Genomic DNA, 22,188 nt, shown 5'->3' on the forward strand with positions numbered 1-22,188 from the left:
ATATCAGGTCAGGCCTTACAGATCGAGGCGACGTCGTCGACGTCGTTGGCGGGTTTGGTCGGTGAGCTGGTCGGCTTCTTCGTCGACGTGCTCGGCTTCTTGGTGGACGTGCTCTTCGGCGGTTCGGTGGTCTTACCGTCTCCTTCGGAGGCGGCCTTGTCCAGCGCTTCCGACTTCTCGATCGCCTGGGCCACCTTGGTACGGATCAGGTCGAAGTCCGGGTTGCCGGTGTGGATCAACGGGGGAACCGCGGAGAAGCTTGACACCGGCAGCTTCTTCGCGTCCAGCGCGAGGTCGGTGAACGTCCCCAGCTCGCCGGCCGGGATGTTCGTCTTGACCACTTGCTTGCTCGCCGACGCGATGCCCTGGAACTTGGTCAGCACGGTCTGCGGGGACAACTGGTTCAGCATCGCAGACATCACGCACTTCTGCCGCGTCATCCGCTCGTAGTCCGACGACTCGGCCCGGGACCGGGCGAACCAGAGCGCGTGGTAGCCGTCCAGGTGCTGGTTCTTGCCGGCCTCGATGTAGCCCTTGATCGGCGAACTGCCGCCGCCGATCGGGACCCGCTTGCCGATGTCCAGGGTGATCCCGCCGACCGCGTTCAGCAGATCGCGGAAGCCGGCCAGGTCGATCAGCACGAAGTAGTTGATCTTCAGGCCGGTGACCGCAGAGACGGCCTGCGTGGTCGCGGTCTCGCCGGGGTTCGGGTCACCCGGGAACAGGTTCTTGTGGCCGGCCGCGTAGGTGTAGACCGCGTTCAGCAGGCACTCGGCGGCACACTTGTTCCACTGGAAACCGTCCGGGAACTGCTTGGCCATCGGCGTACCGGCGGGGAAGGGGACCTTGGCCAGGTTGCGCGGCAGGCCGATCAGTACGGTCCGGCCGGTGTCGGCGTCGATACTGGCCACCGTCATGCTGTCCGGCCGGGTGCCGATCCGGTCCGCGCCGGAGTCGCCGCCCATCAGCAGCACGTTGTAGCGGCCGTGCTCGGCCTTCGACTTCTGCCCGTTGCCGAAGACGCTGGCGACGAAGTCGCGCTGCGTGTTCACGAACGAGCTGGCCCAGATCAGCGCACCGGCGACCACGAACACCAGCAGGGCGTCCAGGATGCTGGTCGCGAGCCGGTGGTTGCGCTCCAGCATCATCGGCTGAGCGAGCCGGTAGGCGTCGACGAACAGCGCGACCCAGCCGACCGCGAGCACGATCAGCAGGATCTGCACGAGTCGCAGCGTGCCCGGCCGGGCCAGCAGGTTGATCGTGCCGGACCGCCAGATCAGGCCCAGGACGACCAGGAAGACGATGATCGCGAGCAGGCCCGCGACGATCCGCCAGGCCCAGCGCCCGGTCCGCTTGCTACCTGCCACGATCTGCGCCGACCCCGGCAGCACGAGGGTCATCAACAGCAGTGCCAGGGCCCGCTTGAACCGCACCGGCTCGCTGAGGTTGCGCAGGTCTGCTTTCTCCTGCGGCATGAGGTCCTTCCGTTCTCGGCTCGGGCGGGCTGTAGCCGACCGTACCGTGTCGTCCTCGCGGTCAGTTGGTACGACGTGCCGGAGGACGGGATGGTTCGAGCCGGAGCGGGTCCGGAGACGAAGGGTAGCAGGACGGCCACGGAGCGCAGGAAAACCCCTGCATACACCCTGTGATCGACCAGATTCACACGGTTGTGATGGTGTTCGAGAGTTGAGATGGGTTATCTGGTGGATGCCCAAATCGACAGTGAGGAACCGCCCCCCATGAAACTGTTCCGTCCACTTTTTGCCGTCGCCGCGGCCACGGCCATCACCCTGACCGGCCTCGGTACTGCGCAGGCGGCGCCCGCCCCCGCTCCTGCTCAGACCGCGGTCCGCGCGCCGGGTGCTGACTTCACCGGCATCGCCGCGCTCAGCAACTGCTCGGGTTCGCTGGTCCGGTTCGCGTCGTCGGTCTCCACCGATCCGGCGCTGATTCTCACCAACGGTCACTGCTACGAAGGCGGCATGCCCGGTCCGGGCGTCGTGATCACGGACAAGTCGTCCGGCCGCTCGTTCTCGCTGCTGCGGCCGAGCGGGAACAAGGCCGGTACGGTCTACGCCAACCGCGTCCTGTACTCGACGATGACCAAGACCGACGTGACGCTGTACCGGCTCACCGAGACCTACGGCGCGATCCAGTCCCGGCTGGGTGTTCCGGCCCTGACGCTGTCCCAGTCCGCGCCGGCCGCGGGCGCCGGGATGGCCGTCGTCTCCGGCTACTGGAAGCGCATCTACACCTGCTCGGTGCAGTCGACGATCTACAAGCTGCGCGAGGCCAGCTGGACGATGGAGAGCTCGATCAAGTACCGCCAGCCGGGCTGCGAGACCATCGGCGGTACGTCGGGTTCGCCGATCGTCAGCACCTCGACCGGCCAGGTCATCGGCGTCAACAACACCGGTAACGAAGACGGTGAGCGCTGCACGATGAACAACCCGTGCGAGGTCGACGCCGCGGGCAACGTCACGGTCGACCAGGGTGCGGCGTACGGCCAGCAGACCTGGTGGTTCTACACCTGTCTGTCCGCCACTCGCACGATCGACCTGAACAAGTCCGGCTGCCTTCTCCCCAAGCAGGCGTGATCCTGACCCGCCTCTGGTGAGCGTTTCACCAGAGGCGGGCAGGGGTGACATAAGACACTGTGATTCGGGTAACGTCCCGCGACATGGCAGTCGACTCCTCCGCGGAACAGATCACGACGACGAACTGGCCGAGCCCTTTCGGGGTCCGGACCCGGCTGGTGGCGGCCAGCGCGCTGATGCTGTTCACCGAGCTGGCGCTGATCCGCTGGACCGGCTCGAACGTCGTACACCTCAGCTACTTCTCGAACTTCGTGCTGCTCGGTTCCTTCCTCGGAATCGGGATCGGCATCCTGCGCTCCGGCCGCGCGAAACGACTGCCGTACTACTCGCCGTTGATGCTCGGACTGCTGGTCCTGGTGATCGCGTGGAAGCCGGTCACCGTCGACCGCGGTTCGTCGTCGAGCGTCATCTACTTCACCAGCCTCAGTACGACGGGACCGCCCGTCTGGGTGATCCTGCCGATCGTGTTCATCGCGGCGGCCGTGGTGCTCGCCGGTCCCGCGGAACTCGTCGGCCGCTGCTTCACCGAGCTGCCGCGGCTGACGGCGTACCGGTTCGATCTGGTGGGGTCGTTGATCGGGATCGTCAGTTTCACGGTGCTGTCGTTCCTGGGCGCGCCACCGATCTGGTGGGGGCTGATCGTCACGGTCGTCTTCGCCGGGCTGATGATTCCGCGGTCGCGCGGTGTCGCCGCTCAGCCGCTGGTGGCCGCAGTACTGAGTGCTGCGTTGGTGCTGGTGCCGCTGCTGGTGATGGTCGGGGTGCTGTTCAACGAGTCGACGAAGTCGGAGAACAGTTGGTCGCCGTACTACAAGGTGCAGACCAACAAGGACACGTACCAGAACGTGCCGCTGCTGACGATCACGGTGAACGGCGTACCGCATCAGCAGGCGATTCCGGCGGACGCGCGGTTGCAGTGGGAGCCGCAGTACGGGCTGCCGTATGCGCGGGCGAACGCCGGTAAGGCGCCGAAGAACGTCCTGATCATCGGGGCGGGATCGGGGTCGGACGTTGCGATCGCGCTGAAGAAGGGCGCGGAGCATGTCGATGCGGTCGAGATCGACCCGCGAATCCGCGACATCGGCAAGGCGCTGCACCCGGACCGGCCGTACCAGGATGCGCGGGTGTCGTCGCACATCGACGACGGGCGGGCGTTCCTGTCGCGGACCGACAAGAAGTACGACCTGATTCTGCTTGCCCTGCCGGACTCGCTGACGCTGGTCAACGGGGCGAGTTCGCTGCGGCTGGAGAGCTATCTGTTCACGCAGCAGGCGTTCGAGTCGGCGCGCGACCACCTGAACCCGGGCGGCGCGTTCGCGATGTACAACTACTACCGCGAGACCTGGCTGATCGATCGCCTCGCTCTGACTGCCGAGAAGGCGTTCGGCCACAAGCCGTGTGTGGACAAGGTCGGCGACTCCCTGCAGCAGGCCGTCGTCACCGTCGGGCTGACTGCCGCCGACCAGACCTGCCAAGGGGAGTGGGCCGGCGCGACGTCGATCACTCCGCCGCCGGCGACTGACAACCGTCCGTTCCTGTACTTGTTCACGGACCGGATTCCGTCGCTGTACTTGATCACCCTCGGGTTGATCCTGGTCGCGGGTCTGGTCGGCGTCGGCATCGCGGGCGGCGGATCGTCGTACAAGCGGATGCGTCCCTACACCGACCTGTTCCTGCTCGGCGCCGGCTTCATGCTCCTGGAGACCAAGAGCATCACCGGCTTCGCCCTGCTCTTCGGTACGACGTGGGTCGTGAACGCGATCGTCTTCGCCGGCGTACTGGTCGCGGTGCTCGCCGCCGTCGAAGTCACCAGACGCTTCCGAACGCCACCCACCAAGGTGATGTTCGCGATCCTCTTCGGCGGCCTGGTCCTGTCGTGGATCTTCCCCGACCAGTGGCTGCTCTCGATGCCCGTCGGCCTCCGCGCCCTGGTCGCCGTCGTGATCGCCTTCACCCCGATCTTCGCCGCCAACGTCATCTTCGCGAAACGCTTCACCGACACCGAAGACGGCACCGCCTCCTTCGGCGCCAACTTGCTGGGTGCCATGCTCGGCGGCTGCCTCGAGTACGCCGCGCTGATCATCGGCTTCCACGGATTGCTGATCATCGCCGCGGTCCTCTACCTGGGCGCCTTCCTGCTCCGCCCCAAAGCCTCCATCAGTACCTGATGGAGGAGTACTACCGCGAGCGCGCGGCCGAGTACGACCGGATCTACGACAAGCCCGAACGGCAGGCGGACCTCGCCACCCTGCGAGGCCTCCTGCCACCACTCGTCGCCAGCCGCTCGGTGCTGGAGATCGCCTGCGGCACCGGCTACTGGACGACGGCATTGGCTTCGTCGGCACGCTCGGTGCTGGCGACCGACGTGAACGAGTCGACGCTCGCGGTCGCCCGCACGCGCTCGTACGACGGCGAGGTCACGTTCGCCACGGCCGACGCCTTCGACCTCGCGGCCATCCCAGGAACCTTCGACGCGATCTTCGCCGGGTTCTTCTGGTCGCATGTCCCGCGAGCCGACGTACGGCGGTTCATAGATGGTCTGCTGGAACGCGCACCCCTGGTGATCCTCACCGACAACCGGTACGTCGAAGGCAGCAGTTCACCGATCACCCGAACCGCCCCGACCGGTGACACCTATCAAACCCGCCGACTGTCCGACGGCCGCGAGTACGAGGTGCTGAAGAACTTCCCGACGGGTGCCGCGGACGTAGCGCCGGGGGTGGTCGAGTGGACCGAGCTCACGTACTTCTGGCTGGCGGTGGTAGGTGGTACGGGATCGGCCCGTTTGGGGTGAGGGCTGGCTAGTGGGTGGGAAGATCGTTGTATGACATGGCTTGTGACTGGTGGGGCTGGGTATATCGGGGCGCATGTGGTGCGGGCGTTCCTTGCTGATGGCATCGATGTGGTCGTCGTCGACGACCTGTCGAGTGGGAAGGCGGAGTTCGTGCCGGACGGGGTGCCGTTCGTGCGGGCGAATCTGCTGGAGACCGAGGCGGTGCGCGGGGCGCTCGACGGGGTGAGCGGGGTGGTGCATCTGGCGGGGTTCAAGTACGCCGGGGTGTCGGTGGACCGGCCGTTGCACACATACACGCAGAACGTGACGGCGATGGTGTCGTTGCTGGAGGCGATGGACGCGACGGGCGTGCGGAACATCGTGTTCTCGTCCAGCGCGGGTGTTTACGGTACGCCGAAGGTCGAGACGGTGACCGAGTCGACCGAGCCGGCGCCGGAATCGCCGTACGGGGAGACGAAGCTGATCGGGGAGTGGTTGCTGCGCGACCAGGCCAAGGCGAGCGAGCTGCGGCACACGTCGCTGCGGTACTTCAACGTCGTCGGGTCCGGCGACCCGACCGTGTACGACGCGAGTCCGTACAACCTGTTCCCGATCGTCTGCAACCTGTTGTCGCAGGGGAAGGTGCCGCAGATCTACGGCACCGACCACCCGACTCCGGACGGCACCTCGGTCAAGGACTACGTCGACGTCGCCGATCTCGCCCGCGCACACGTGGCCGCGGCGCGCGCCCTCGACGCCGGTACGGCGCTGGAGCCCGTCTACAACCTGGGCAGCGGAACCGGTACGTCGGTCCGCCAGATCATGGACGCCGCCCGCCGGGTCACGGGGATCGACTTCACGCCGACCGAGGGTCCGCGCCGCCCCGGCGACCCGTCCCGCGTCGTCGCCCAAGGCGAGCTCGCGGCCCGCGACCTCGGCTGGAAAAACACGCACACGGTCGACGAGATGTTCGCCTCGGCGTGGAAGGCCTGGCCCGCCAACCGCTGATTTGGTTCCGCTCCAGACCAAAACGTTCCCCGCGCTCCCTCCCGGTTGTACTCTGTGCCGCAGTTCACAGTCTTGCCCGCTCGGCGGGCAACGATCGAGGGGTGCGATCCATGAGTTACGAGAGCCTGCCGCAGTTCCTGGCGAAGATCGACCTCTTCGAAGGGCTGTCCAAGGAGACGCTGTCCGACCTGATCGAGCGGGGGACGACGCTGCAGGTGCCGGCCGGGCAGAGCGTGGTCGAGCAGGGTGCGAACGACGCCGGTCTGCAGGTCGTGCTGGAGGGGTCGGCCGAGGTGTCGGTCAACGGTACGGCGCGGGAGCCGCTCACCTCCGGTGACTACTTCGGTGAGATCTCGCTGATCGACGGTCAGCCGCGGTCCGCGACGGTGGTCGCCGGTCCGGAGGGACTGACCACGTTCGCGCTCTCCGCGCTGGCGTTCGCGCCGGTGGTGAAGGGCAACGGCGAGGTCGCGCAGGCGCTGCTGAAGGCGCTGACCGCGCGGATCCGCGGTCTCGAAGCCCAGGGCTGAGCGGGCCGGGACCGCCATGCCTCCAGCGGAGGAGCGCAAGGTCGTCTCGGTGCTGTTCTGCGACCTCGTCGGCTTCACCACTGCCTCGGAGTCCGCCGATCCGGAGGACGTCCGCGGCTGGCTCGCGCCGTACCACGCGGCCCTGCGGGACACCGTCGAGCGGTACGGCGGAACCGTCGAGAAGTTCGCCGGTGACGCCATCCTGGCGGTCTTCGGCGCCCCGCGGTCCCGGGAGGACGACACCGAGCGTGCCGTCCGCGCGGGCCTCGCCGTCCTCGACGCGGTCGCGGTACTGCCGGGCGGACCGCTCGAGGTACGGATCGGCATCGAGACCGGCGAGGCGCTGGTGCAGTTGTCGGCTCGCCCGGAGCTCGGCGAGCCGTTCGTCACCGGCATGGTGGTGAATGTGGCCGCCCGCCTGCAGAGCTCGGCCCCGATCGGCGCCGTCGTGGTCGGCCCTGGCGCCTATGCCGCGACCAGTCGAGTGTTCGGCTACCAGCCGCTCGACCCGATCGTTGCCAAAGGCATCAGTCGTCCGGTCGAGCGCTGGCGGGCCGGACCGCCGCGAGCGCGCCTCGGCGCCGACGTCATCCGCGACCTCAGTACGCCGATGATCGGCCGCGACCGCGATCTCACGCTGATCCGCACCACGTTCGACAAGACCGTGGCCGAGCGGCAACCGCAGTTCGTCACACTGCTCGGCGAACCCGGGATCGGCAAGTCCCGCGTGGTCGTCGAGTTCGCCGGCCTCGTGGACCATCAGCTGGTCACCTGGCGGGAAGGCCGCTGCCTCCCGTACGGCGAGACGCCGTTCTGGCCGGTGGCCGAGATCATCAAGGCCCAGGCCGGCATCCTCGACACCGATCCGCTCGCCGAGGCCACCGCGAAACTGGACACGATCCTGCCCGGCGACGTCGACCGGGCCTGGCTGCGGTCCCGGGTCGGACCGTTGATCGGTGCCGAGAGCAACGAAACCGTCAGTCCGGAGGAATCCTTCGCCGCGTGGCGGCAGGTGCTGGAATCGTTCGCCGACCACGGCCCCGCCGTACTGGTGTTCGAGGATCTGCACTGGGCGTCCGATGCGCTGCTCGCGTTCCTGGACCATTTGGCCGAGTGGCTCAGTGACCTGCCCCTGCTGATCGTCGGCACTGCCCGCCCGGAGCTCCTCGACCGCGGTGCGGGCTGGACGCGGAACGCGCTGACGATCAGCGTCTCGCCGCTGTCAGCCGCCGAGACCGCGCAGGTGCTCGATTGCAGGCTTGCCGCTCAGTCGCTCACGCCGGAGGCCCGTGAGCTCCTGGTCCGCCGCGCCGACGGCAACCCGCTCTACGCCGAAGAACTCGCCCGGATGGTCAACGACTGCGGTCCCGAGGCGGCCTGCGTGGACAGTCTGCCGATCGGGATCACCGCGATCATCGCTGCCCGGCTGGACACTCTGGAGCCGGATCGCAAAGCCCTGCTGGCGGATGCTGCAGTCATCGGCCGGGGGTTCTGGGCCGAGGCGGTCGCTGTGCTGTCAGGTCAACCGGTCGAGCAGGTGGTTCGATCGCTGCAGGAGCTGGTGCGCAGAGAGCTGGTCCGTCCCGTCCGGCAGTCCTCGATGTCCGGGCAGCGTGAGTACACCTTCTGGCACGCACTGACCCGGGACGTCGCCTACAGCCAGCTGCCGCGCGCCCAGCGGTCTGCCCGCCACCTCGCGGCGGCGGACTGGCTGGAACAGCAGCATGCCGACACGAGCACCTCGGTCGCGCATCACCTGACCACTGCGCTCGACCTGGCCGTGGCGCGCGGCAACCAGGCGCAGATCGCCGAGATCACACCCCGGGCGCGCACGTATCAGCGCAGGGCGGCCGAGCTCGCGATGAACTTCGACACCGGCCAGGCACTGGCCCTGCTCGATCGAGCCCTCGCGCTGACGCCGGTCAATGATCCGGAGCGACCCGAGGTGCTGACCCGCTGGGGCTGGGCGGCCTTCCTGGCCGGCCGGCTGGACGACGCGCGGGCGGCGTACGACGAAGCGGTCGCCTGCTTCGAGGCGACCGGTGACATCGCCGGTACGGCGCGGGCGTTGCGGGCGTCGACGTACGTGATGAGCAACATGGCGGAGAGCATGGCGACGATCGACCGGGTAGTCGCGATGCTGACCGAGCTCGGGCCGAGCGAGGACCTGGTCGGTGCGCTGGCCGGGCAGGCCAGTATCAAGATGGTGGCCAGCCGCCGGGGTGAGTCGATCGACACGGCGAACCAGGCGTTGCAGATGGCCCGCGAGCACGGGTACGCCGTACCGATGCGGGCGCTGGAGTCCCGCGGGCTGGCCCGCGTCGGTGAGGGTGACACGGGTGGTCTGGTCGACATGAAGGATGCGCTGGCCGCGCTGCTGGACGGCGGACAGGGCCGGGACACGGCGGTGACGTGGCTCAACTATGGGTTCGTGCTCTGGCAGATCGAAGGACCGGTGGTCGCGCTCGCCACGCTGGCGGAGGCGCAGGAGTTCGCCCGGCGGCGCGGGCTGGCCGAGCCGGAGCAACTGATGGCCTGCACGGTTCTGCAGCTGCTCCAGGAGACCGGCGAGACGGCTGATGTACTGCGTCGGTGCCGGGATCAGCTCGAGAATCCGGGGCCGGCGTTCATCACGCTGCGGCGGATCGAGGTACTGGCCGCGTTGGCACAGGCCGAATTCGAGACGGGCATCGCGACGGCACGCTCGGCGGCGGAGGAGGCTTACGAGCTGGCCGTCGACGCAGGCTGGCCGGACATCATCGCGGTCACCGCTGCCCCGGCGGCCGCTACCCGAGCCCGGGACGGAGACCAGGCCGGCGTCCTCGAGATCTTGACCCGGTTGGTCGCACTGACCGAGCTGCCGGGCAGTCACGAGCTCCCTGCTCGGGTGCCTACGCTGGTTCGCGCTGCCCTGGCCGTGGACCTGCCGAATGCGGCCGCGGCGCTGGCCGACATCCTGGTGCCGCTGCTCCCGCTGCGTGAGTACGCCGCCCTGACCGCGCAGGCGCTGCTCGCCGAGTACGCCGGTGATCGCGCGGCCGCGGCGGACGGGTTCGAGCGGGCTGCCGCGAGCTGGGGGACCTTTGGCAACCGGCTCGAGCAGGAGTACGCGCTACGCGGTCTGCGGAGGGTCAGTACTCCTTCGTGAACGGGCCCGACGTGCTCAGGTCGACCATCGCCGGGCCTGTCATCACACCGCCCTCGACCGGCAGTGTGTGGCCGGTGATCCACGACGCGTCGTCCGAGGCCAGGAAGGCGACCGCGGCCGCGATGTCCTCGGGTTCGCCGACGCGGCCCAACGGGTAGAGCTGCTTGAACTTCTCCAGCGTCTCCAGCTGGTTGTCCCAGTTCGGCGTCCGAATGGTGCCGGGGGCAACGACATTGAAGCGGACGCCGAGATCGCCGTACCGGGCGGCGTAGTTCATGGTCATCGCGATCTGGCCGGCCTTGGCGGCGGAGTACTCGAGGTTGCCGAAGGCGGCGAGGCCGTTGACGGAGCTGATCGTGACGACGTTGCCGCGGGATTCGACCAGGTGCGGCAGCGCCGCCTGGATGCAGCGGGAGGCGCCGACCAGCGTCAGGTCGAGTTGCCGGTGCCAGTCGTCGTCGGTCGTGTCCTCAGGCACCGAGGTGACGATGCAGCCGCCGGCGTTGTTGACCAGTACGTCCAGCCGGCCGAACCGCTCGACCGCCGCGGCCACCGCGGCGTCGACATCGGCGCGATTCGTCACGTCCATGCGCAGCCCGAGCGCCCGGTCGCCGATCTCGGTCGCAAGCTCGGCGACCTTGTCCTCCTGCAGGTCGGTGATCACCACCGATCCGCCTTCGGCCGCGATCCGCCGTACCACTCCGGCGCCGATTCCCTGCGCTCCTGCCGTGACGAGCGCGACCCGCCCCTCGAACCGCTGCACCAGTCAGTCCTCCATCACTCGATCGACCTTCTCGTCCGCCACGCGGCGGTCGAGCTTCGTGGGGTCAAGGTTGCGGCACAACACGATCGAGCCGCCACCCTGAATCACCCCGATCAGCACCTGAAGTCCGTCCCGGGTGGTCAGGTCCCGGGTGGTCAGGATCCGGTCCGCGATCGGCTCCGCCGTACCGATTAGGTCGGCGTGCGTGAGTTCGTCGTACGCCGGGGAGTCGGCGGCCGGAGCGTCGAACGGGACGAAGACGTCGGGGTGGTTGTAGACCTCGGCGCCGTAGTCGTGGACGCCGTCCGGGAGCGGTTCGCGGAACCGTCCGCCGAGCGGCAGCAGCGCGGACGCGATCGTCTCCCGCTCGCCGCGGGTGCCGAAGTCGGGGCCGGTGATCGCCAGCGCGCCCGTCTGCGAGGTAAGCGAGCCGCCGGCCGACCAGGTCGCCAGCGCCCACACCACCCCGAGCCAGTGCGGCGGCAGGCCGATTGCGACCGTCTCACCCGGCTCCAGGTCGTACTCGTCGACCAGCAGATTGGCGGTCTTGGCCACCCAGTTCGCGGTCGTCAGCGCACTGAGCTCGATTCGCTCACCGGTCGAGTCGTCGTAGTAGGTGAGCAAGGGGCCGGCGCCGTCCCGGCGTACCGCGGCAGCAAAAAGCTCGGGCAGAACCTGTGACATATGGCCCACCCTACGGTCCGATGAGCGACGTACCTTGGATGGGGACTCCCGGAAAGAAGGCTGGTCATGGTTCCACTGCTGGCGCTGCCCGAAGGCGGCGAATGGGTCGTCATCCTGATCATCGTGGTGCTGCTGTTCGGCGCGAAGAAGCTCCCCGAGCTCACCCGCAGCGCGGCCCAGGCGATGAAGGAGTTCAAGAAGATCCAGAACGAGGACGACACCCCGGCGGCCGTCGAGCCGCAGCAAAAGCCGAGCTAGCCGCGGGCGGTCCCCGGCCCGGGCGTGGTGATCGCCTAGGGTCGGTGCATGCTGATTGTGGGCGGCCTGGGGCTGATCCTGGTGCTGACCGTTGCTACGGGCTACTTCGTGTCGCAGGAGTTCGCGTACGTCGCGGTGGACCGGAGCCGGTTGCGGACGCTGGCGGAGAGCGGTGACGCGGCGGCGGAGCGCGCGCTGCAGGTGACCTCGCGGTTGTCGTTCGTGCTGTCGGGGTCGCAGGTCGGGATCACGGTGACGGCGCTGCTGGCCGGGTACTTCGCGGAGCCGTACCTGGGCGCGGGGCTCGAGGGTGTGCTCGGGGCGACCGGGTTGCCAGAGGCCGTGAGCGTGTCGCTGTCCGTGGTGGTCGCGTTGCTGTTGGCAACGGTGATCCAGATGGTGCTGGGTGAGCTGGCGCCGAAGAACCTCGCGATCGCGAAGGCCGAGGCGATCGCGCTGCGGTTGTCCCGGTCGACGCTGATCTACCTGACGGTCGCCGGGCCGATCATCCGCGTCTTCGACGCCGCCTCGAACCGGATCCTGCGCCGGGTCGGGATCGAGCCGGTCGAGGAGCTGCCGCAGGGCGCGACCGCGCAGGAGCTCGACCGGATCATCGTCTCGTCGTACGAGCAGGGCCTGCTGGACGAGGACACGATGCGGCTGCTGGACCGCGGTCTGGACTTCCGCGGGCGGATCGCCGATGAGGCGATGGTGCCGCGGGTGGACGTCGTCACCATGCACCAGGACGACCCGCTGACGAGGGTGGTCGAGTTGCAGGACACCGGCCACAGCCGGTTCCCGGTGATCGCGGGGTCGGTGGACGAGGTGGTCGGTGTGATCGCGATCGGCGATGTGGTCGAGGTCGAACCGGCCGACCGCGGCCACGTGACCGTCGGGTCGCTCGCTTCGGCGCCGGTCGTCGTACCGTCGACGCTGCCGCTGCCCGTCGTACTGGAAAGGCTGCGTACGGCGCACCGCCAGCTTGCGATCGTGGTCGACGAGTACGGCGGTTTCGCGGGGATCGTGACGCTGGAGGACATCGCCGAGGAGCTGGTCGGCGCTATCCGGGACGAGGACGACCTGCCTGAGACCTCGCCTGTCCAGGGCGGTGATGGGTCGTGGGTCCTGCCCGCGCGCTGGCGGCTCGACGAGGTCGAGGAGGCGACCGGGATCGCGTTGCCGGCGGCCGACAACTACGAGACCGTCTCCGGGCTGGTGATGGCGCGGCTCGGCCGGATTCCGGTGGTGGGTGACGAGCTCATCGTGGAGTTGCCGCATCGGCTCGACCACGAGGGGCGGCCGATTCCGGCGGAGTTCGTGAAACTCGCCGTACAGACTTTGGAGCGCCGGGTGCCCGGTCTTGTCCTGATGGAGCGGACAGTATGAGTACGTCGCTCGCTCTCGTCATCTCGGTCGGTTTGCTGGCGCTGAACGGGTTCTTCGTGGCGGCCGAGTTCGCGCTGGTCGCGTCCAAGCGGCACCGCCTCGAGGAGGCGGCGGCGGCGGGCAGCCGGTCGGCGCGAGCCGCGATCGGCGGGATCAGCGAACTGTCGCTGATGCTGGCCGGCGCGCAGCTCGGGATCACGTTGTGCACGCTGGGACTCGGTTCGCTGAGTGAGCCCGCGGTCGCGCACCTGCTGCATCCGCTGTTCGAGCTCGTGCACATCCCGGAGGCCGTCGGGCATGTGATCGCGCTGATCATCGCGGTCGGCGGGATCGGCCTGCTGCATGTGTTGCTCGGCGAGATGGCGCCGAAGTCGTGGGCGATCAGCAACCCGGAACGCGCTGCCCAGGCTTTGGCGCTCCCGTTCCGCGGTTTCACGTACGCCGTACGTCCGCTCCTGCTCGCCCTGAACTGGATCGCCAACCTGTGCGTCCGCCTCGTCGGCGTGACCCCACAGAACGAACTGGCCAGCGCGCACGGCCCCGACGAGCTCCGGCTGCTGATCGAGTCGTCCCGCGAACACGGCACCCTCGAAGCACCGGAACACGACCTGCTGACCGCGATGCTCGCCCTGCAGAACATCACGATCTCGCAGGTGATGGTCCCGATGGACCGCCTCGCCACCGTCCCGTCCACGGCATCAGCCCGCGACGTCGAGCTGACCAGCCGCCGCGAAGGCCGCTCCCGCCTCGCCGTCGTCACCGGTACGACGATCTGCGGCATCGTGCACGTCCGTGACGCCGCCCGCGCCACCACCAGCGGCGGCACCACCCTCCACGCCGCCGACCTGATGACCGCACCGTTGAACCTAGGCCCCGCCACCCCGGTAGCCACCGCCATCCGCACCATGCGCGACCAACGCTCCCAGCTCGCCGTCGTCTGCACCGGCACCGAGCCGCTCGGGGTTGTCGCCTTGGAAGATTTGCTGGAGCAGGTCATCGGCGAGTTCGACGACGAAACCGACCCCATAGTCAGCGCCGCCGCGGCCGTCCCCACCCCCGACGCTCCCACCCCGCCCCCAACCCCCGACACCTCCCAGTAGCACCCAGTCCTCCGCCACGCTCCCGCCCGCTCGTCCCGCGCGCCACCCGCTCGCCCACCCACCACTCGCCCCACCCACTCGTCTACCCGCCGCCGCGCGCACCCATCTGTCCACCCACCCCCATCTGTCCCCCCGTCCGCCCCACCACTCATCCCCGCCCACCCGGCCGCGCGCCGTCCACCTGCCGCCGCGCGCCCCCATCCATCCACCCACCCACCCACCCACCCACCCGCCTGCTCGCCTCACCCGCACGCGCCGGCGCGCGACGAGCTGCCCGCGGCGCCAGCGTCGTCGTACGGCTGGTAAGTGGTGGGTGCACCCAGCAGCCGGTGGTTCGGGCGGGGCTGCCCGTGGGGCGGTTACGGTGGGGACATCTGTGGCTGAGGAGGGCTTGGCGTGGTTGAGCGGATCGGGCTTGTGGTTCACCAGGGGCGGGAGATGGCCGTCCGGACGGCGGGGACGGTGCGGGCCTGGGCGGACAAGCACGGGATCGGGTGCACCGACATCGACGTGTGGAAGGAACACGAGGACCGGCGCGGCGGGATGGCGGAGCTGCATCATGCGGGGGACCCGGACCTGGTCGTGACGCTCGGTGGGGACGGGACGTTCCTGCGGGGTGCTCGGATCGCGGCGAAGAACAACGCCGCCGTACTGGGGGTTGATCTGGGCAAGGTCGGGTTCCTGACCGAGGTCGCGTGCAAGGACGTGGAGGCGGCGCTCGAGGCGGTGCACCACGGCGGGGCGACGATCGAGGAGCGGATGACGCTCACGATGCGCGCGTCGCGGGCGTTGGAGATTCCGGACGGGATCGAGTCGCTGCTGCGGTACGGGCACGGTCCGGCGTTGCCGCCACCCGCGGTACGGCCGGAGAGCACCGAGGGGAACGGCTGGGGGCTCGCGCTCGACGTCACGGCGCTGAACGACGTCGTACTGGAGAAGCTGGCGCGGGATCATCAGGTCGCGCTCGGCGTGTACCTCGCCGGGCGGCTGCTGGCGTCGTACTCGGCGGATGCGGTGATCGTGGCGACGCCGACCGGCTCCACGGCGTACAGCTTCGCGGCCGGTGGACCGATCTTGTCGCCGAACACCAACGCGATCGTGTTCACGCCGGTCGCGCCGCACATGACGTTCAACCGCAGTGTGATCGCTGCCCCGGACGAGCCGATCGCGTTGCGTGTGCTGCCGCATTCGGGGCAGGCCGCGGTGAGCATCGACGGGCAACTGCGCGGCGTACTGGATCCGGGGGACTGGATCGGGGTGTATGGATCCGCGCGCCCGCTGCGGCTGGTGCGGTTGCGGCCGACCGACTTCTACGGGCGGCTGCGGGATCGGTTCCGGCTGACCGACGCGCCTGCAACCGGAGTCGACGGCGAATCCGACGCTTTCTTCCTGCCCTCGGATTCGCCGGTACCGCCCGACCTCGCGCACCTGCGCTTGCCGCCACCTGCATCGCAAGCCCGGTAGGGTCTCTCCTCATGCGAAACGTGGTGATCCTGGCCGGGGGCTCGGGGACGCGGCTGTGGCCGATGTCCAGGGACGACAGGCCGAAGCAGGTGCTGCCGTTGGCGGCCGGTGAGTCGCTGCTGCGCGTGGCGTACAACCGGCTGCAAGGACTCGTCGAGCCGGAGAACATCTACGTGTGCACAGTCGGTGCGTACGCCGACGTGGTGCGCAAGGAGCTTCCGGAGCTGGGCCCGCATGCGATCATCGGCGAACCGGCCCGCCGGGACACCGCGAACGCGGTCGGTCTCGCGTCGGCCGTGGTCGCGCGCAACGACCCGGACGCGGTGGTCGCGTTCGTCGGGTCGGACCACCTGATCAGCCCGGAGGACGAGTTCCGGGCCGCGATCGAGGCCGGGTTCGCGGTCGTCGAGCAGCGGCCGCGGGCGCTGGTGACGTTCGGGATCGAGCCGACCCATCCGCACACCGGGCTGGGCTACATCGAGCGTGGTCCGGCGATCGACGGTACGGCGGCGTTCGTCGTGGACCGGTTCCGCGAGAAGCCGGATCTGGCGACGGCGGAGGAGTACCTGGCCACCGGGCGGTTCTGGTGGAACTCGGGGATGTTCGTCTGGCGCGCCGAGACCGTGCTGAGCGTGCTCGACGAACTGCTGCCGGAGTCAGCCGCCAACCTGCGCCAGGTCGCGTCCGTGTGGGACACGCCTGAGCGCGAGGCGACACTGGCCGGCATCTACCCGAACCTGCGCAAGATCAGCGTCGACTACGCCGTGATGGAACCTGCTTCCCAGGGCAAGGTCGACGCCGAGGTGGTCGTCGTACCGATGCCGGTGCACTGGCTCGACGTCGGCTCCTGGGCCGCCCTCGCCGGCACCTACACCGAAGACCCCAACGGCAACCGCACCGACGGCACCACCCTGAGCTGCCTGCTCGACTCCCACGACAACATCATCGTCACCGACGACCCCAACCACCTGATCGCCACCGTAGGCCTCCGCGGCCACATCATCGTCCACACCCAGGACGTCACCATGGTCTGCCCGCTGTCCGACGGCGAACGAGTCAAAGACCTGGTAGCCCAAGTCCAGTCCGACCACGCCACCAAGTACCTGTAAAGGACACCGCCTCCGGCGGCGGCAGTTCCTTTGGCGCCTCCGGCGCGGCTGCTTACGTAGTCGCGCCGGAAGGTGATCGCGCGAGCGTGAGCGCTTGGGGGACGAACTGAACACCCGGCCCGTGGTCGTCGACTCGCAGGTGTGCGGACCGCCAGTGCATCACAAATGGTTGGGGCGGTGGCGGTCAGGCGTAAGCGTCGGAGCGGACTGCAGTTGTGATGGCGTGGCGGTCCGCCGGATGGGAGCTGATCAACGCTTACGTGCACGCGGAGTACGCGGCACAACATCCGACGGCCGTCGGCCTGACGATGGCGACGCGCTGCTCCCGGACGGTTCTCGCTGATGGGGGTCCACCCATCAGATTGTGGGTCCCCCCACCGCATGCGGGTGTGGAACCCACAACCTCGTGGGTCCACCCACCAAATGCTGTTGGACACGACTGCGCGGGGAGCAGACAGCAGAACACCCCGTGGCCGACTGGGGCCGCGGGGTGTTCAACAAAACGCTGGGGGTCAGCCGCCGTTGGGCTCTTGGGCGTCGGTGGCGGGGTACTTGTCCATGAAGGACTTCAGGGCTTCGCCGCTGACGGAGCCGCAGAACTGGCGGTGGCCGAAGGCGTCGGTGGAGTTGGCCTTGTTGCCGGACCAGTGGGCGAAGGCGAGGTTCTTGCCGTCGGGCCAGGGCTTGCCTTCGTCGGCCTTGAAGGGGGCGGCGATGAACTTGCCGAGCGAGGACTCGGGCAGCTTGGCCTTGGAGATCTGCTCGATCTGGTCGATCTGCTCCTTGGGGAGCGTGTCGCGGTACCAGAGGATCGTGTAGCCGTGCTCCAGGTTGTGGACCAGGTTGGAGACAGCCGGGCGATCGGAGAGCGTGTAGAACTTCTTCCCGAACGGGGCCCAGGTCTGGTAGTGCGGGCCGGACGACGGCGGCGACTCGTTGTACAGGATCTTGGTGCCGTCGGGCTTGTGGTCCTGGGTGCCGCCGGCCTTGTCGTCGGTCGGGGTGTCACACGAGGCGGCGCTCGCCTTGACGCCGAACTCGGCGATCGCCTGGCCCTTGGTCCGGGAGTCCTGGATCAGCTTGATCGCCGGGTAGGCGATGATGGCCAGACCGACGACGATCGACGCGACCACGATCAGGACGGTCCGGTTCCGGTCGGACTTGGCCTGGTCGCGCTGCATCTTTTCGATCATCTCGCGACGTGCCTGCTTCTGCGATGACGCTTTACCCACAGTGTTGGTCTTCCCGGATCGGGGCGGCCATCGCGCCGCCGTGCGGATGCAGTGTACGAGGAGATCCTTAGAAGTTGCCTAGAAAGCTACCGGGACCGTGAGCCGAACGTGACCGTCGCCTCACTCCCCGGCCCCGTCCGCACGCTCACGCCGTAGCCCTCCGCGTGCAGCAGGACGGCCAGCCGCTCCGCGATCACACCCACCGTCACCGGTTCCTCACCGAAGACCGTCACGGCGTTGTCGAGCACCTCGAGATGCACGTCCTCGACCTCGGCCAGCAGCCCGTCCCACAGCGCCGGGTCGACCGCACGCGGCCCAGCAGGCGCCTGACGCTCCAGTACGGCGGCCCGCGCCGCCTCCCGCGTGCCGAGACTGAACATGTCGTGCTCGGCGTCCCGCACCAGCGCCCGCGCGCCCGGACCGTGCTCACCGACCGGCAGTACGACGTCCTCCAGCCCACGCACGATCGCGACCGGTACGCCGTCCGCCTTGCCCTTCACGAGCTCACTGGCGCTCGCGATCTCGTCAGCCAGCGCCGGCTCCGTCACTGCGAGCACGTTGCCGTGGCTGTCCGTCGTACCGCGGAGGTCTTCCACTACACGGACCCCGGCGGCGCCGATGGCCAGATCGGTCTGGCCGTTGCGCCATGGTCGGCCGAGCGTGTCCGTGACGACCACGCCGACGTTCACGTCGTACTGCGCCTTCAGGGCCTCGCGCAGCGCCCGCGCAGACGCGTCCGGGTCCACCGGGAGCAGCAGGACAGTGCCAGGAGCCGTGTTGGACGTGTCCGTGCCCGCAGCGGCCATCACCAGGCCGTGCCGGGTCTGCACGATCCGGGTGGCACCCCGTTGCGCCACGACCCGCACCAGTTCGGCGTCGATCGCCTCGTCGCGGGTTCCGGAGGTCACCCGGCCCTCTGCCTTGCTCATGATCTTCGAGGTGACCGAAACGACGTCCCCATCGCGCAGGTCCGCTGAGCCGACGAGAACCGCCAGGTCGTCACCGGCCTGTACTTCGGGTAGTCCGGTCACCGGGAAGACTTCCAGGTGTTTCCTCATCGCCGCACTGCCTCCGCGAGGTTCAGAGCCGCGTCGGCCATCGCGGCGGTGGTGGTCTCGTCCGTCATCCACAACGGCACCGCCTGCACGTGAATTCCGGCGCCGGCGATCGAGTCGGCCTGGATCGAGTCCGAGGTGTCGATCAGCCACCCGTCCAGTACGCCGCCCGACGTCCGCGAGCCGTAGAACCGGGCGACGGCCGAGGCGGTCGACGCGACACCGACCGCGGCCAGCACCTTGTCCGCCATCCCACGGACCGGACCGGTGCCGATGATCGGCGACAGCCCGATCACCGGGGCAGCGGTCTCCCGGACCGCGTCCCGGATCCCCGGTACGCCGAGAATCGTGCCGACCGAGACGACCGGGTTGGACGGCGGGATGATCACGACGTCGGCGTCCGCGATCGCCTCCAGTACGCCGGGCGCGGGCTTGGCCTTGTCCTGGCCGACCGCGACGATCTGGTGGGCGGTGACCTCGGCGTGCCAGCGCACCCAGTACTCCTGGAAGTGGATCGCCTTGCGCTGCCCGGGCTGCTCCGGGTCGTCGACCACGACATGGGTCTCGACCCGGTCGTCACTCATCGGCAGCAATCGCACCGGCAGCTTCCACCGCTGGCACAGCGCGTCGGTGACCGCGGACAGGCCGTAGCCGGCGTCCAGCATCTGGGTCCGGACCAGGTGAGTGGCCACGTCCCGGTCGCCGAGACCGAACCAGGTCGGCTCCACGCCGTACGCGGCGAGCTCCTCCTTGATCACCCAGGTCTCGTCCTCACGGCCCCAGCCGCGCTCGGTGGAGATGCCACCACCCAGGGTGTACATCACCGTGTCCAGGTCGGGGCAGACGCGCAGCCCGAACAGGGTGATGTCGTCGGCGGTGTTCCCCACCACGGTGATCTCGGCGTCGGGGCGGGCCTTCAGTAGCCCGCGGAGAAAGGTGGATCCACCGACGCCGCCGGCCAGCACTGTCAATCGCATGGGAAGAGTCTGCCCGAGTCGTCAATGCGCCGAGCCACCGCACGGCTATGCTGCGGTGGGTCCGAACATCCGCACAGCTCAGTTGTACGGCCCCCCAACATCCCGAGGAGCCCTCGTGGTCACCGACGCAACCAAGAAGCTCAGAGAGCCGGTCGCGTACATTCTGCTCGCCTTCGCTGCCCTGTCCGTGCTGGCGGTCCTGATCCTGCTGTTCTTCGGTGACAGCACGTTCGCGACCAACGCCCTCCGCGCGCAGAGCCGGCTCGCGCCGGGTGACGTCAGCGGCATCGTGCTGCTGCTCGTCCTGGCCGGATCGGTGTGGCTGGTCAACGAAGCCGGCGAGCGCACTCCGAACGCCCGGCTCGTCACCATCGCCGCCCTCGCGATCACCGGGCTGGCGCTGCTGGTCGGACTCATCGCGACGTTCTCCGTCTTCGGGGCCAACGGCTCCGGTGGACTGCTGACCGCCACCTTCATCTCGTCGCTGGCCGGCCTCGCGCTGTACGGCGCCGTCGGCTACTACATCTTCACGACGTTCCAGAGCCTGCCGGCCGCGGTGCGCGCTCCGAAGGCCGGCCAGTTCGGTCCGCAGGGCCAGCAGTACGGCGGCCAGTACGGACAGCAGCAGCCGCCGCAGTTCGGACAGCAGGGCGGCCAGTACGGTCAGCCGGGCCAGCAGGGTCAGTACCCGCAGCAGGGCCAGTTCGACCAGGGCCAGCAGAACCAGTACGGCGGTTATGCCGCAGCAGCCGGCGCAGGTGCGGCCGCAGGTGCCGCGGGCGGTTACGCAGCTGCCCAGGGCGGCGAGCAGCAGTGGCCGCAGGAGCAGAGCTGGAACCAGGGCGAGCAGCAGCCCGCCTGGTCAGCCGGTGAAGCGGATGCTCAGCAGCACGACCCGGCCTGGTCCGCGAGTGCGCAGCCGGCCGCCGAGCCGACGCAGCAGTGGAGCTCGGAAGGCCAGCAGCAGTGGAGCGGCCAGGAGACTCCGGCCCAGGAGAACCAGTGGCCGCAGGAGCAGGCCCAGTCGTCGCAGTGGGCCGACGGCGGCCAGCAGCAGTGGTCGGGTCAGGACTACCCGCAGCAGGAGTGGCCGTCGCAGTCGGGCCAGGGACAGGCCGAGCCGGCGCAGCCGGAGGGTCAGCAGACCTGGCAGTCCGGTGAGCAGCAGGCCTGGCCGGCCGAGGACGCCCCGGCCGCCGAGCCGGCGGTTGCCGACCCGGCGCCCGCGGCCGAGCCGGCCGCCGACGAAACCCGTGTCGACCCGCGCGTTTCCGACACCGACAAGGACGACCAGGGCCAGCAGGGTCAGGGGCAGCAGGGTTGGTGGTCGCAGCCGTCCTGACCCAGGACGCCTGCCAGGCAAGGGGGCAAGCCCTTGCCGAAGCTGTTGACACAACAACTTCAAAGATCTTCCAGCTGTAGCACACGAACACGAGAGGCCTGTGTACACAGGCCTCTCGTTGTTTTGCAGCCGTGTTGCGGATGATGCCAATAGCAGACCACGGCTTGACTTTCATGGATTGCAGGAATGTAATTTCAACCGTGTCGTTCGTTGACACTCGGTATCGGGGACCGTTTTCAGCACACAGAACGGTCGAGGTCAGGCATGTGGACCGCAAACCCACATGTACAGGGGAACGAACAGGGTCGAGGAGGTCGTACCGTGACAGAGCTCTTGGCGATTGTCGACGGTGAGGCGATCGAGGAGGAGCCGAACTGGCAGGAACGGGCGCTGTGCGCCCAGACCGATCCAGAGGCTTTCTTCCCGGAGAAGGGCGGTTCCACCCGCGAGGCGAAGAAGGTCTGCCTCGGGTGTGACGTCCGCGGTGAATGCTTGGAGTACGCACTCCACAACGACGAGCGCTTCGGTATCTGGGGCGGGCTGTCGGAGCGCGAGCGCCGCAAGCTGAAGAAGAAGGCCGTCTGACGGTCACCAGGCCGGCGCTCGCCACGCGCCGGTAGACAACTTCACACGAGCTTTCCGCGAGGCCCCGGGGACCACTTGTCCCGGGGCCCGCGGCGTTCCGGACCCGGTGCGCTCACTTTTTTCGCACCTTTTCGGACCGTCACCCCGGCGGCTGTATGGTGACCCAGACCGTCCGTA

Annotated in this window: 19 protein-coding genes; 13 read left to right on the forward strand and 6 right to left on the reverse strand. The window is 68.7% G+C overall.

The features are described from left to right. Nucleotides 1-8: 8 nt before the first annotated feature. Complete coding sequence (locus ABZS29_RS14020; protein ID WP_355461752.1) at nt 9-1,475, reverse strand: LCP family protein; 1,467 nt, start codon at nt 1,473-1,475, stop codon at nt 9-11. 264 nt (nt 1,476-1,739) lie between these two features. Here ABZS29_RS14020 and ABZS29_RS14025 point away from each other — a divergent pair, with 264 nt between their 5' ends. The 6 genes from ABZS29_RS14025 to ABZS29_RS14050 all read left to right on the forward strand — a co-directional run bounded on the left by ABZS29_RS14025 (nt 1,740) and on the right by ABZS29_RS14050 (nt 10,056). Further along, nucleotides 1,740-2,597 (forward strand): serine protease, encoded by an 858-nt coding sequence (locus tag ABZS29_RS14025; protein ID WP_355461754.1) that lies wholly within the window; start codon nt 1,740-1,742, stop codon nt 2,595-2,597. A gap of 83 nt (nt 2,598-2,680) precedes the next feature. Continuing rightward, nucleotides 2,681-4,765 (forward strand): spermidine synthase, encoded by a 2,085-nt coding sequence (locus tag ABZS29_RS14030; protein ID WP_355461756.1) that lies wholly within the window; start codon nt 2,681-2,683, stop codon nt 4,763-4,765. After that, nucleotides 4,765-5,391, forward strand: a complete 627-nt coding sequence (locus ABZS29_RS14035) for a class I SAM-dependent methyltransferase (RefSeq protein WP_355461757.1) — start codon at nt 4,765-4,767, stop codon at nt 5,389-5,391. Before ABZS29_RS14030 ends, ABZS29_RS14035 begins: the two co-directional genes overlap by 1 nt. Before the next feature lie 30 nt (nt 5,392-5,421). Next, a complete protein-coding gene (gene galE, locus ABZS29_RS14040; protein WP_355461759.1) occupies nt 5,422-6,378 on the forward strand; it encodes a UDP-glucose 4-epimerase GalE in 957 nt (318 codons plus the stop codon). Between the two features lie 110 nt (nt 6,379-6,488). Then, entirely contained in the window at nt 6,489-6,908 is a 420-nt protein-coding gene (locus ABZS29_RS14045; RefSeq protein ID WP_355461761.1) for a cyclic nucleotide-binding domain-containing protein, read from the forward strand. Nucleotides 6,909-6,924: 16 nt separating this feature from the next. After that, a complete protein-coding gene (locus tag ABZS29_RS14050) occupies nt 6,925-10,056 on the forward strand; it encodes an AAA family ATPase (protein WP_355461763.1) in 3,132 nt (1,043 codons plus the stop codon). Here the strand turns inward: ABZS29_RS14050 and ABZS29_RS14055 are convergent. Further along, a complete protein-coding gene (locus ABZS29_RS14055; RefSeq protein WP_355461765.1) occupies nt 10,040-10,819 on the reverse strand; it encodes an SDR family NAD(P)-dependent oxidoreductase in 780 nt (259 codons plus the stop codon). The two genes, ABZS29_RS14050 and ABZS29_RS14055, sit on opposite strands and share 17 nt — an antisense overlap. A 3-nt stretch (nt 10,820-10,822) precedes the next feature. Next, nucleotides 10,823-11,503, reverse strand: coding sequence for a TIGR03089 family protein (locus ABZS29_RS14060; RefSeq protein WP_355461767.1), 681 nt, complete (start codon nt 11,501-11,503; stop codon nt 10,823-10,825). A 66-nt stretch (nt 11,504-11,569) separates the two neighbouring features. On the opposite strand from ABZS29_RS14060, the gene ABZS29_RS14065 reads away from it, so the two are divergent. The 5 genes from ABZS29_RS14065 to ABZS29_RS14085 all read left to right on the forward strand — a co-directional run bounded on the left by ABZS29_RS14065 (nt 11,570) and on the right by ABZS29_RS14085 (nt 16,820). Beyond that, on the forward strand, nt 11,570-11,761 hold the full coding sequence (locus tag ABZS29_RS14065; protein ID WP_355461769.1) for a twin-arginine translocase TatA/TatE family subunit: 192 nt from the start codon (nt 11,570-11,572) through the stop codon (nt 11,759-11,761). Nucleotides 11,762-11,809: 48 nt separating this feature from the next. Beyond that, nucleotides 11,810-13,147: a hemolysin family protein gene (locus ABZS29_RS14070; protein WP_355461771.1), complete on the forward strand. Its 1,338-nt coding sequence runs from the start codon at nt 11,810-11,812 to the stop codon at nt 13,145-13,147. Continuing rightward, entirely contained in the window at nt 13,144-14,247 is a 1,104-nt protein-coding gene (locus tag ABZS29_RS14075; RefSeq protein ID WP_355461773.1) for a hemolysin family protein, read from the forward strand. The genes ABZS29_RS14070 and ABZS29_RS14075 overlap by 4 nt, the downstream gene beginning before the upstream one ends. 396 nt (nt 14,248-14,643) lie before the next feature. Next, on the forward strand, nt 14,644-15,711 hold the full coding sequence (locus tag ABZS29_RS14080; RefSeq protein ID WP_355461775.1) for an NAD(+)/NADH kinase: 1,068 nt from the start codon (nt 14,644-14,646) through the stop codon (nt 15,709-15,711). Nucleotides 15,712-15,722: 11 nt separating this feature from the next. Beyond that, complete coding sequence (locus tag ABZS29_RS14085) at nt 15,723-16,820, forward strand: mannose-1-phosphate guanylyltransferase (RefSeq protein ID WP_355461777.1); 1,098 nt, start codon at nt 15,723-15,725, stop codon at nt 16,818-16,820. Between the two features lie 512 nt (nt 16,821-17,332). Here the strand turns inward: ABZS29_RS14085 and ABZS29_RS14090 are convergent. From ABZS29_RS14090 to cofD, 3 genes are all read right to left on the reverse strand, one after another. Further along, nucleotides 17,333-18,013, reverse strand: coding sequence for a DUF3105 domain-containing protein (locus ABZS29_RS14090; protein ID WP_355461779.1), 681 nt, complete (start codon nt 18,011-18,013; stop codon nt 17,333-17,335). Nucleotides 18,014-18,138: 125 nt separating this feature from the next. Continuing rightward, on the reverse strand, nt 18,139-19,110 hold the full coding sequence (locus ABZS29_RS14095; protein WP_355461781.1) for a coenzyme F420-0:L-glutamate ligase: 972 nt from the start codon (nt 19,108-19,110) through the stop codon (nt 18,139-18,141). Then, nucleotides 19,107-20,084, reverse strand: coding sequence for a 2-phospho-L-lactate transferase (gene cofD, locus ABZS29_RS14100; protein WP_355461783.1), 978 nt, complete (start codon nt 20,082-20,084; stop codon nt 19,107-19,109). The genes ABZS29_RS14095 and cofD overlap by 4 nt, the downstream gene beginning before the upstream one ends. A gap of 115 nt (nt 20,085-20,199) precedes the next feature. Between cofD and ABZS29_RS14105 the strand changes: the two genes are divergently transcribed. Continuing rightward, nucleotides 20,200-21,426, forward strand: coding sequence for a hypothetical protein (locus ABZS29_RS14105; RefSeq protein ID WP_355461785.1), 1,227 nt, complete (start codon nt 20,200-20,202; stop codon nt 21,424-21,426). A 321-nt stretch (nt 21,427-21,747) separates the two neighbouring features. Further along, the gene (locus tag ABZS29_RS14110; RefSeq protein ID WP_132174198.1) at nt 21,748-22,011 is read left to right on the forward strand and encodes a WhiB family transcriptional regulator; all 264 of its coding nucleotides are present in this window, start codon (nt 21,748-21,750) and stop codon (nt 22,009-22,011) included. The last annotated feature ends 177 nt before the right edge of the window (nt 22,012-22,188 follow it).

The organism is Kribbella sp. NPDC005582 (assembly GCF_040605415.1).
Lineage (GTDB): Bacteria > Actinomycetota > Actinomycetes > Propionibacteriales > Kribbellaceae > Kribbella.

Bases quoted from the DNA above. Each gene is read 5' to 3' on its own strand.
- ABZS29_RS14020 (WP_355461752.1), bottom strand. From the start codon at position 1,475: ATGCCGCAGGAGAAAGCAGACCTGCGCAACCTCAGCGAGCCGGTGCGG.
- ABZS29_RS14025 (WP_355461754.1), top strand. From the start codon at position 1,740: ATGAAACTGTTCCGTCCACTTTTTGCCGTCGCCGCGGCCACGGCCATC.
- ABZS29_RS14030 (WP_355461756.1), top strand. From the start codon at position 2,681: ATGGCAGTCGACTCCTCCGCGGAACAGATCACGACGACGAACTGGCCG.
- ABZS29_RS14035 (WP_355461757.1), top strand. From the start codon at position 4,765: ATGGAGGAGTACTACCGCGAGCGCGCGGCCGAGTACGACCGGATCTAC.
- galE (WP_355461759.1), top strand. From the start codon at position 5,422: ATGACATGGCTTGTGACTGGTGGGGCTGGGTATATCGGGGCGCATGTG.
- ABZS29_RS14045 (WP_355461761.1), top strand. From the start codon at position 6,489: ATGAGTTACGAGAGCCTGCCGCAGTTCCTGGCGAAGATCGACCTCTTC.
- ABZS29_RS14050 (WP_355461763.1), top strand. From the start codon at position 6,925: ATGCCTCCAGCGGAGGAGCGCAAGGTCGTCTCGGTGCTGTTCTGCGAC.
- ABZS29_RS14060 (WP_355461767.1), bottom strand. From the start codon at position 11,503: ATGTCACAGGTTCTGCCCGAGCTTTTTGCTGCCGCGGTACGCCGGGAC.
- ABZS29_RS14065 (WP_355461769.1), top strand. From the start codon at position 11,570: ATGGTTCCACTGCTGGCGCTGCCCGAAGGCGGCGAATGGGTCGTCATC.
- ABZS29_RS14070 (WP_355461771.1), top strand. From the start codon at position 11,810: ATGCTGATTGTGGGCGGCCTGGGGCTGATCCTGGTGCTGACCGTTGCT.
- ABZS29_RS14075 (WP_355461773.1), top strand. From the start codon at position 13,144: ATGAGTACGTCGCTCGCTCTCGTCATCTCGGTCGGTTTGCTGGCGCTG.
- ABZS29_RS14085 (WP_355461777.1), top strand. From the start codon at position 15,723: ATGCGAAACGTGGTGATCCTGGCCGGGGGCTCGGGGACGCGGCTGTGG.
- ABZS29_RS14090 (WP_355461779.1), bottom strand. From the start codon at position 18,013: ATGATCGAAAAGATGCAGCGCGACCAGGCCAAGTCCGACCGGAACCGG.
- ABZS29_RS14095 (WP_355461781.1), bottom strand. From the start codon at position 19,110: ATGAGGAAACACCTGGAAGTCTTCCCGGTGACCGGACTACCCGAAGTA.
- cofD (WP_355461783.1), bottom strand. From the start codon at position 20,084: ATGCGATTGACAGTGCTGGCCGGCGGCGTCGGTGGATCCACCTTTCTC.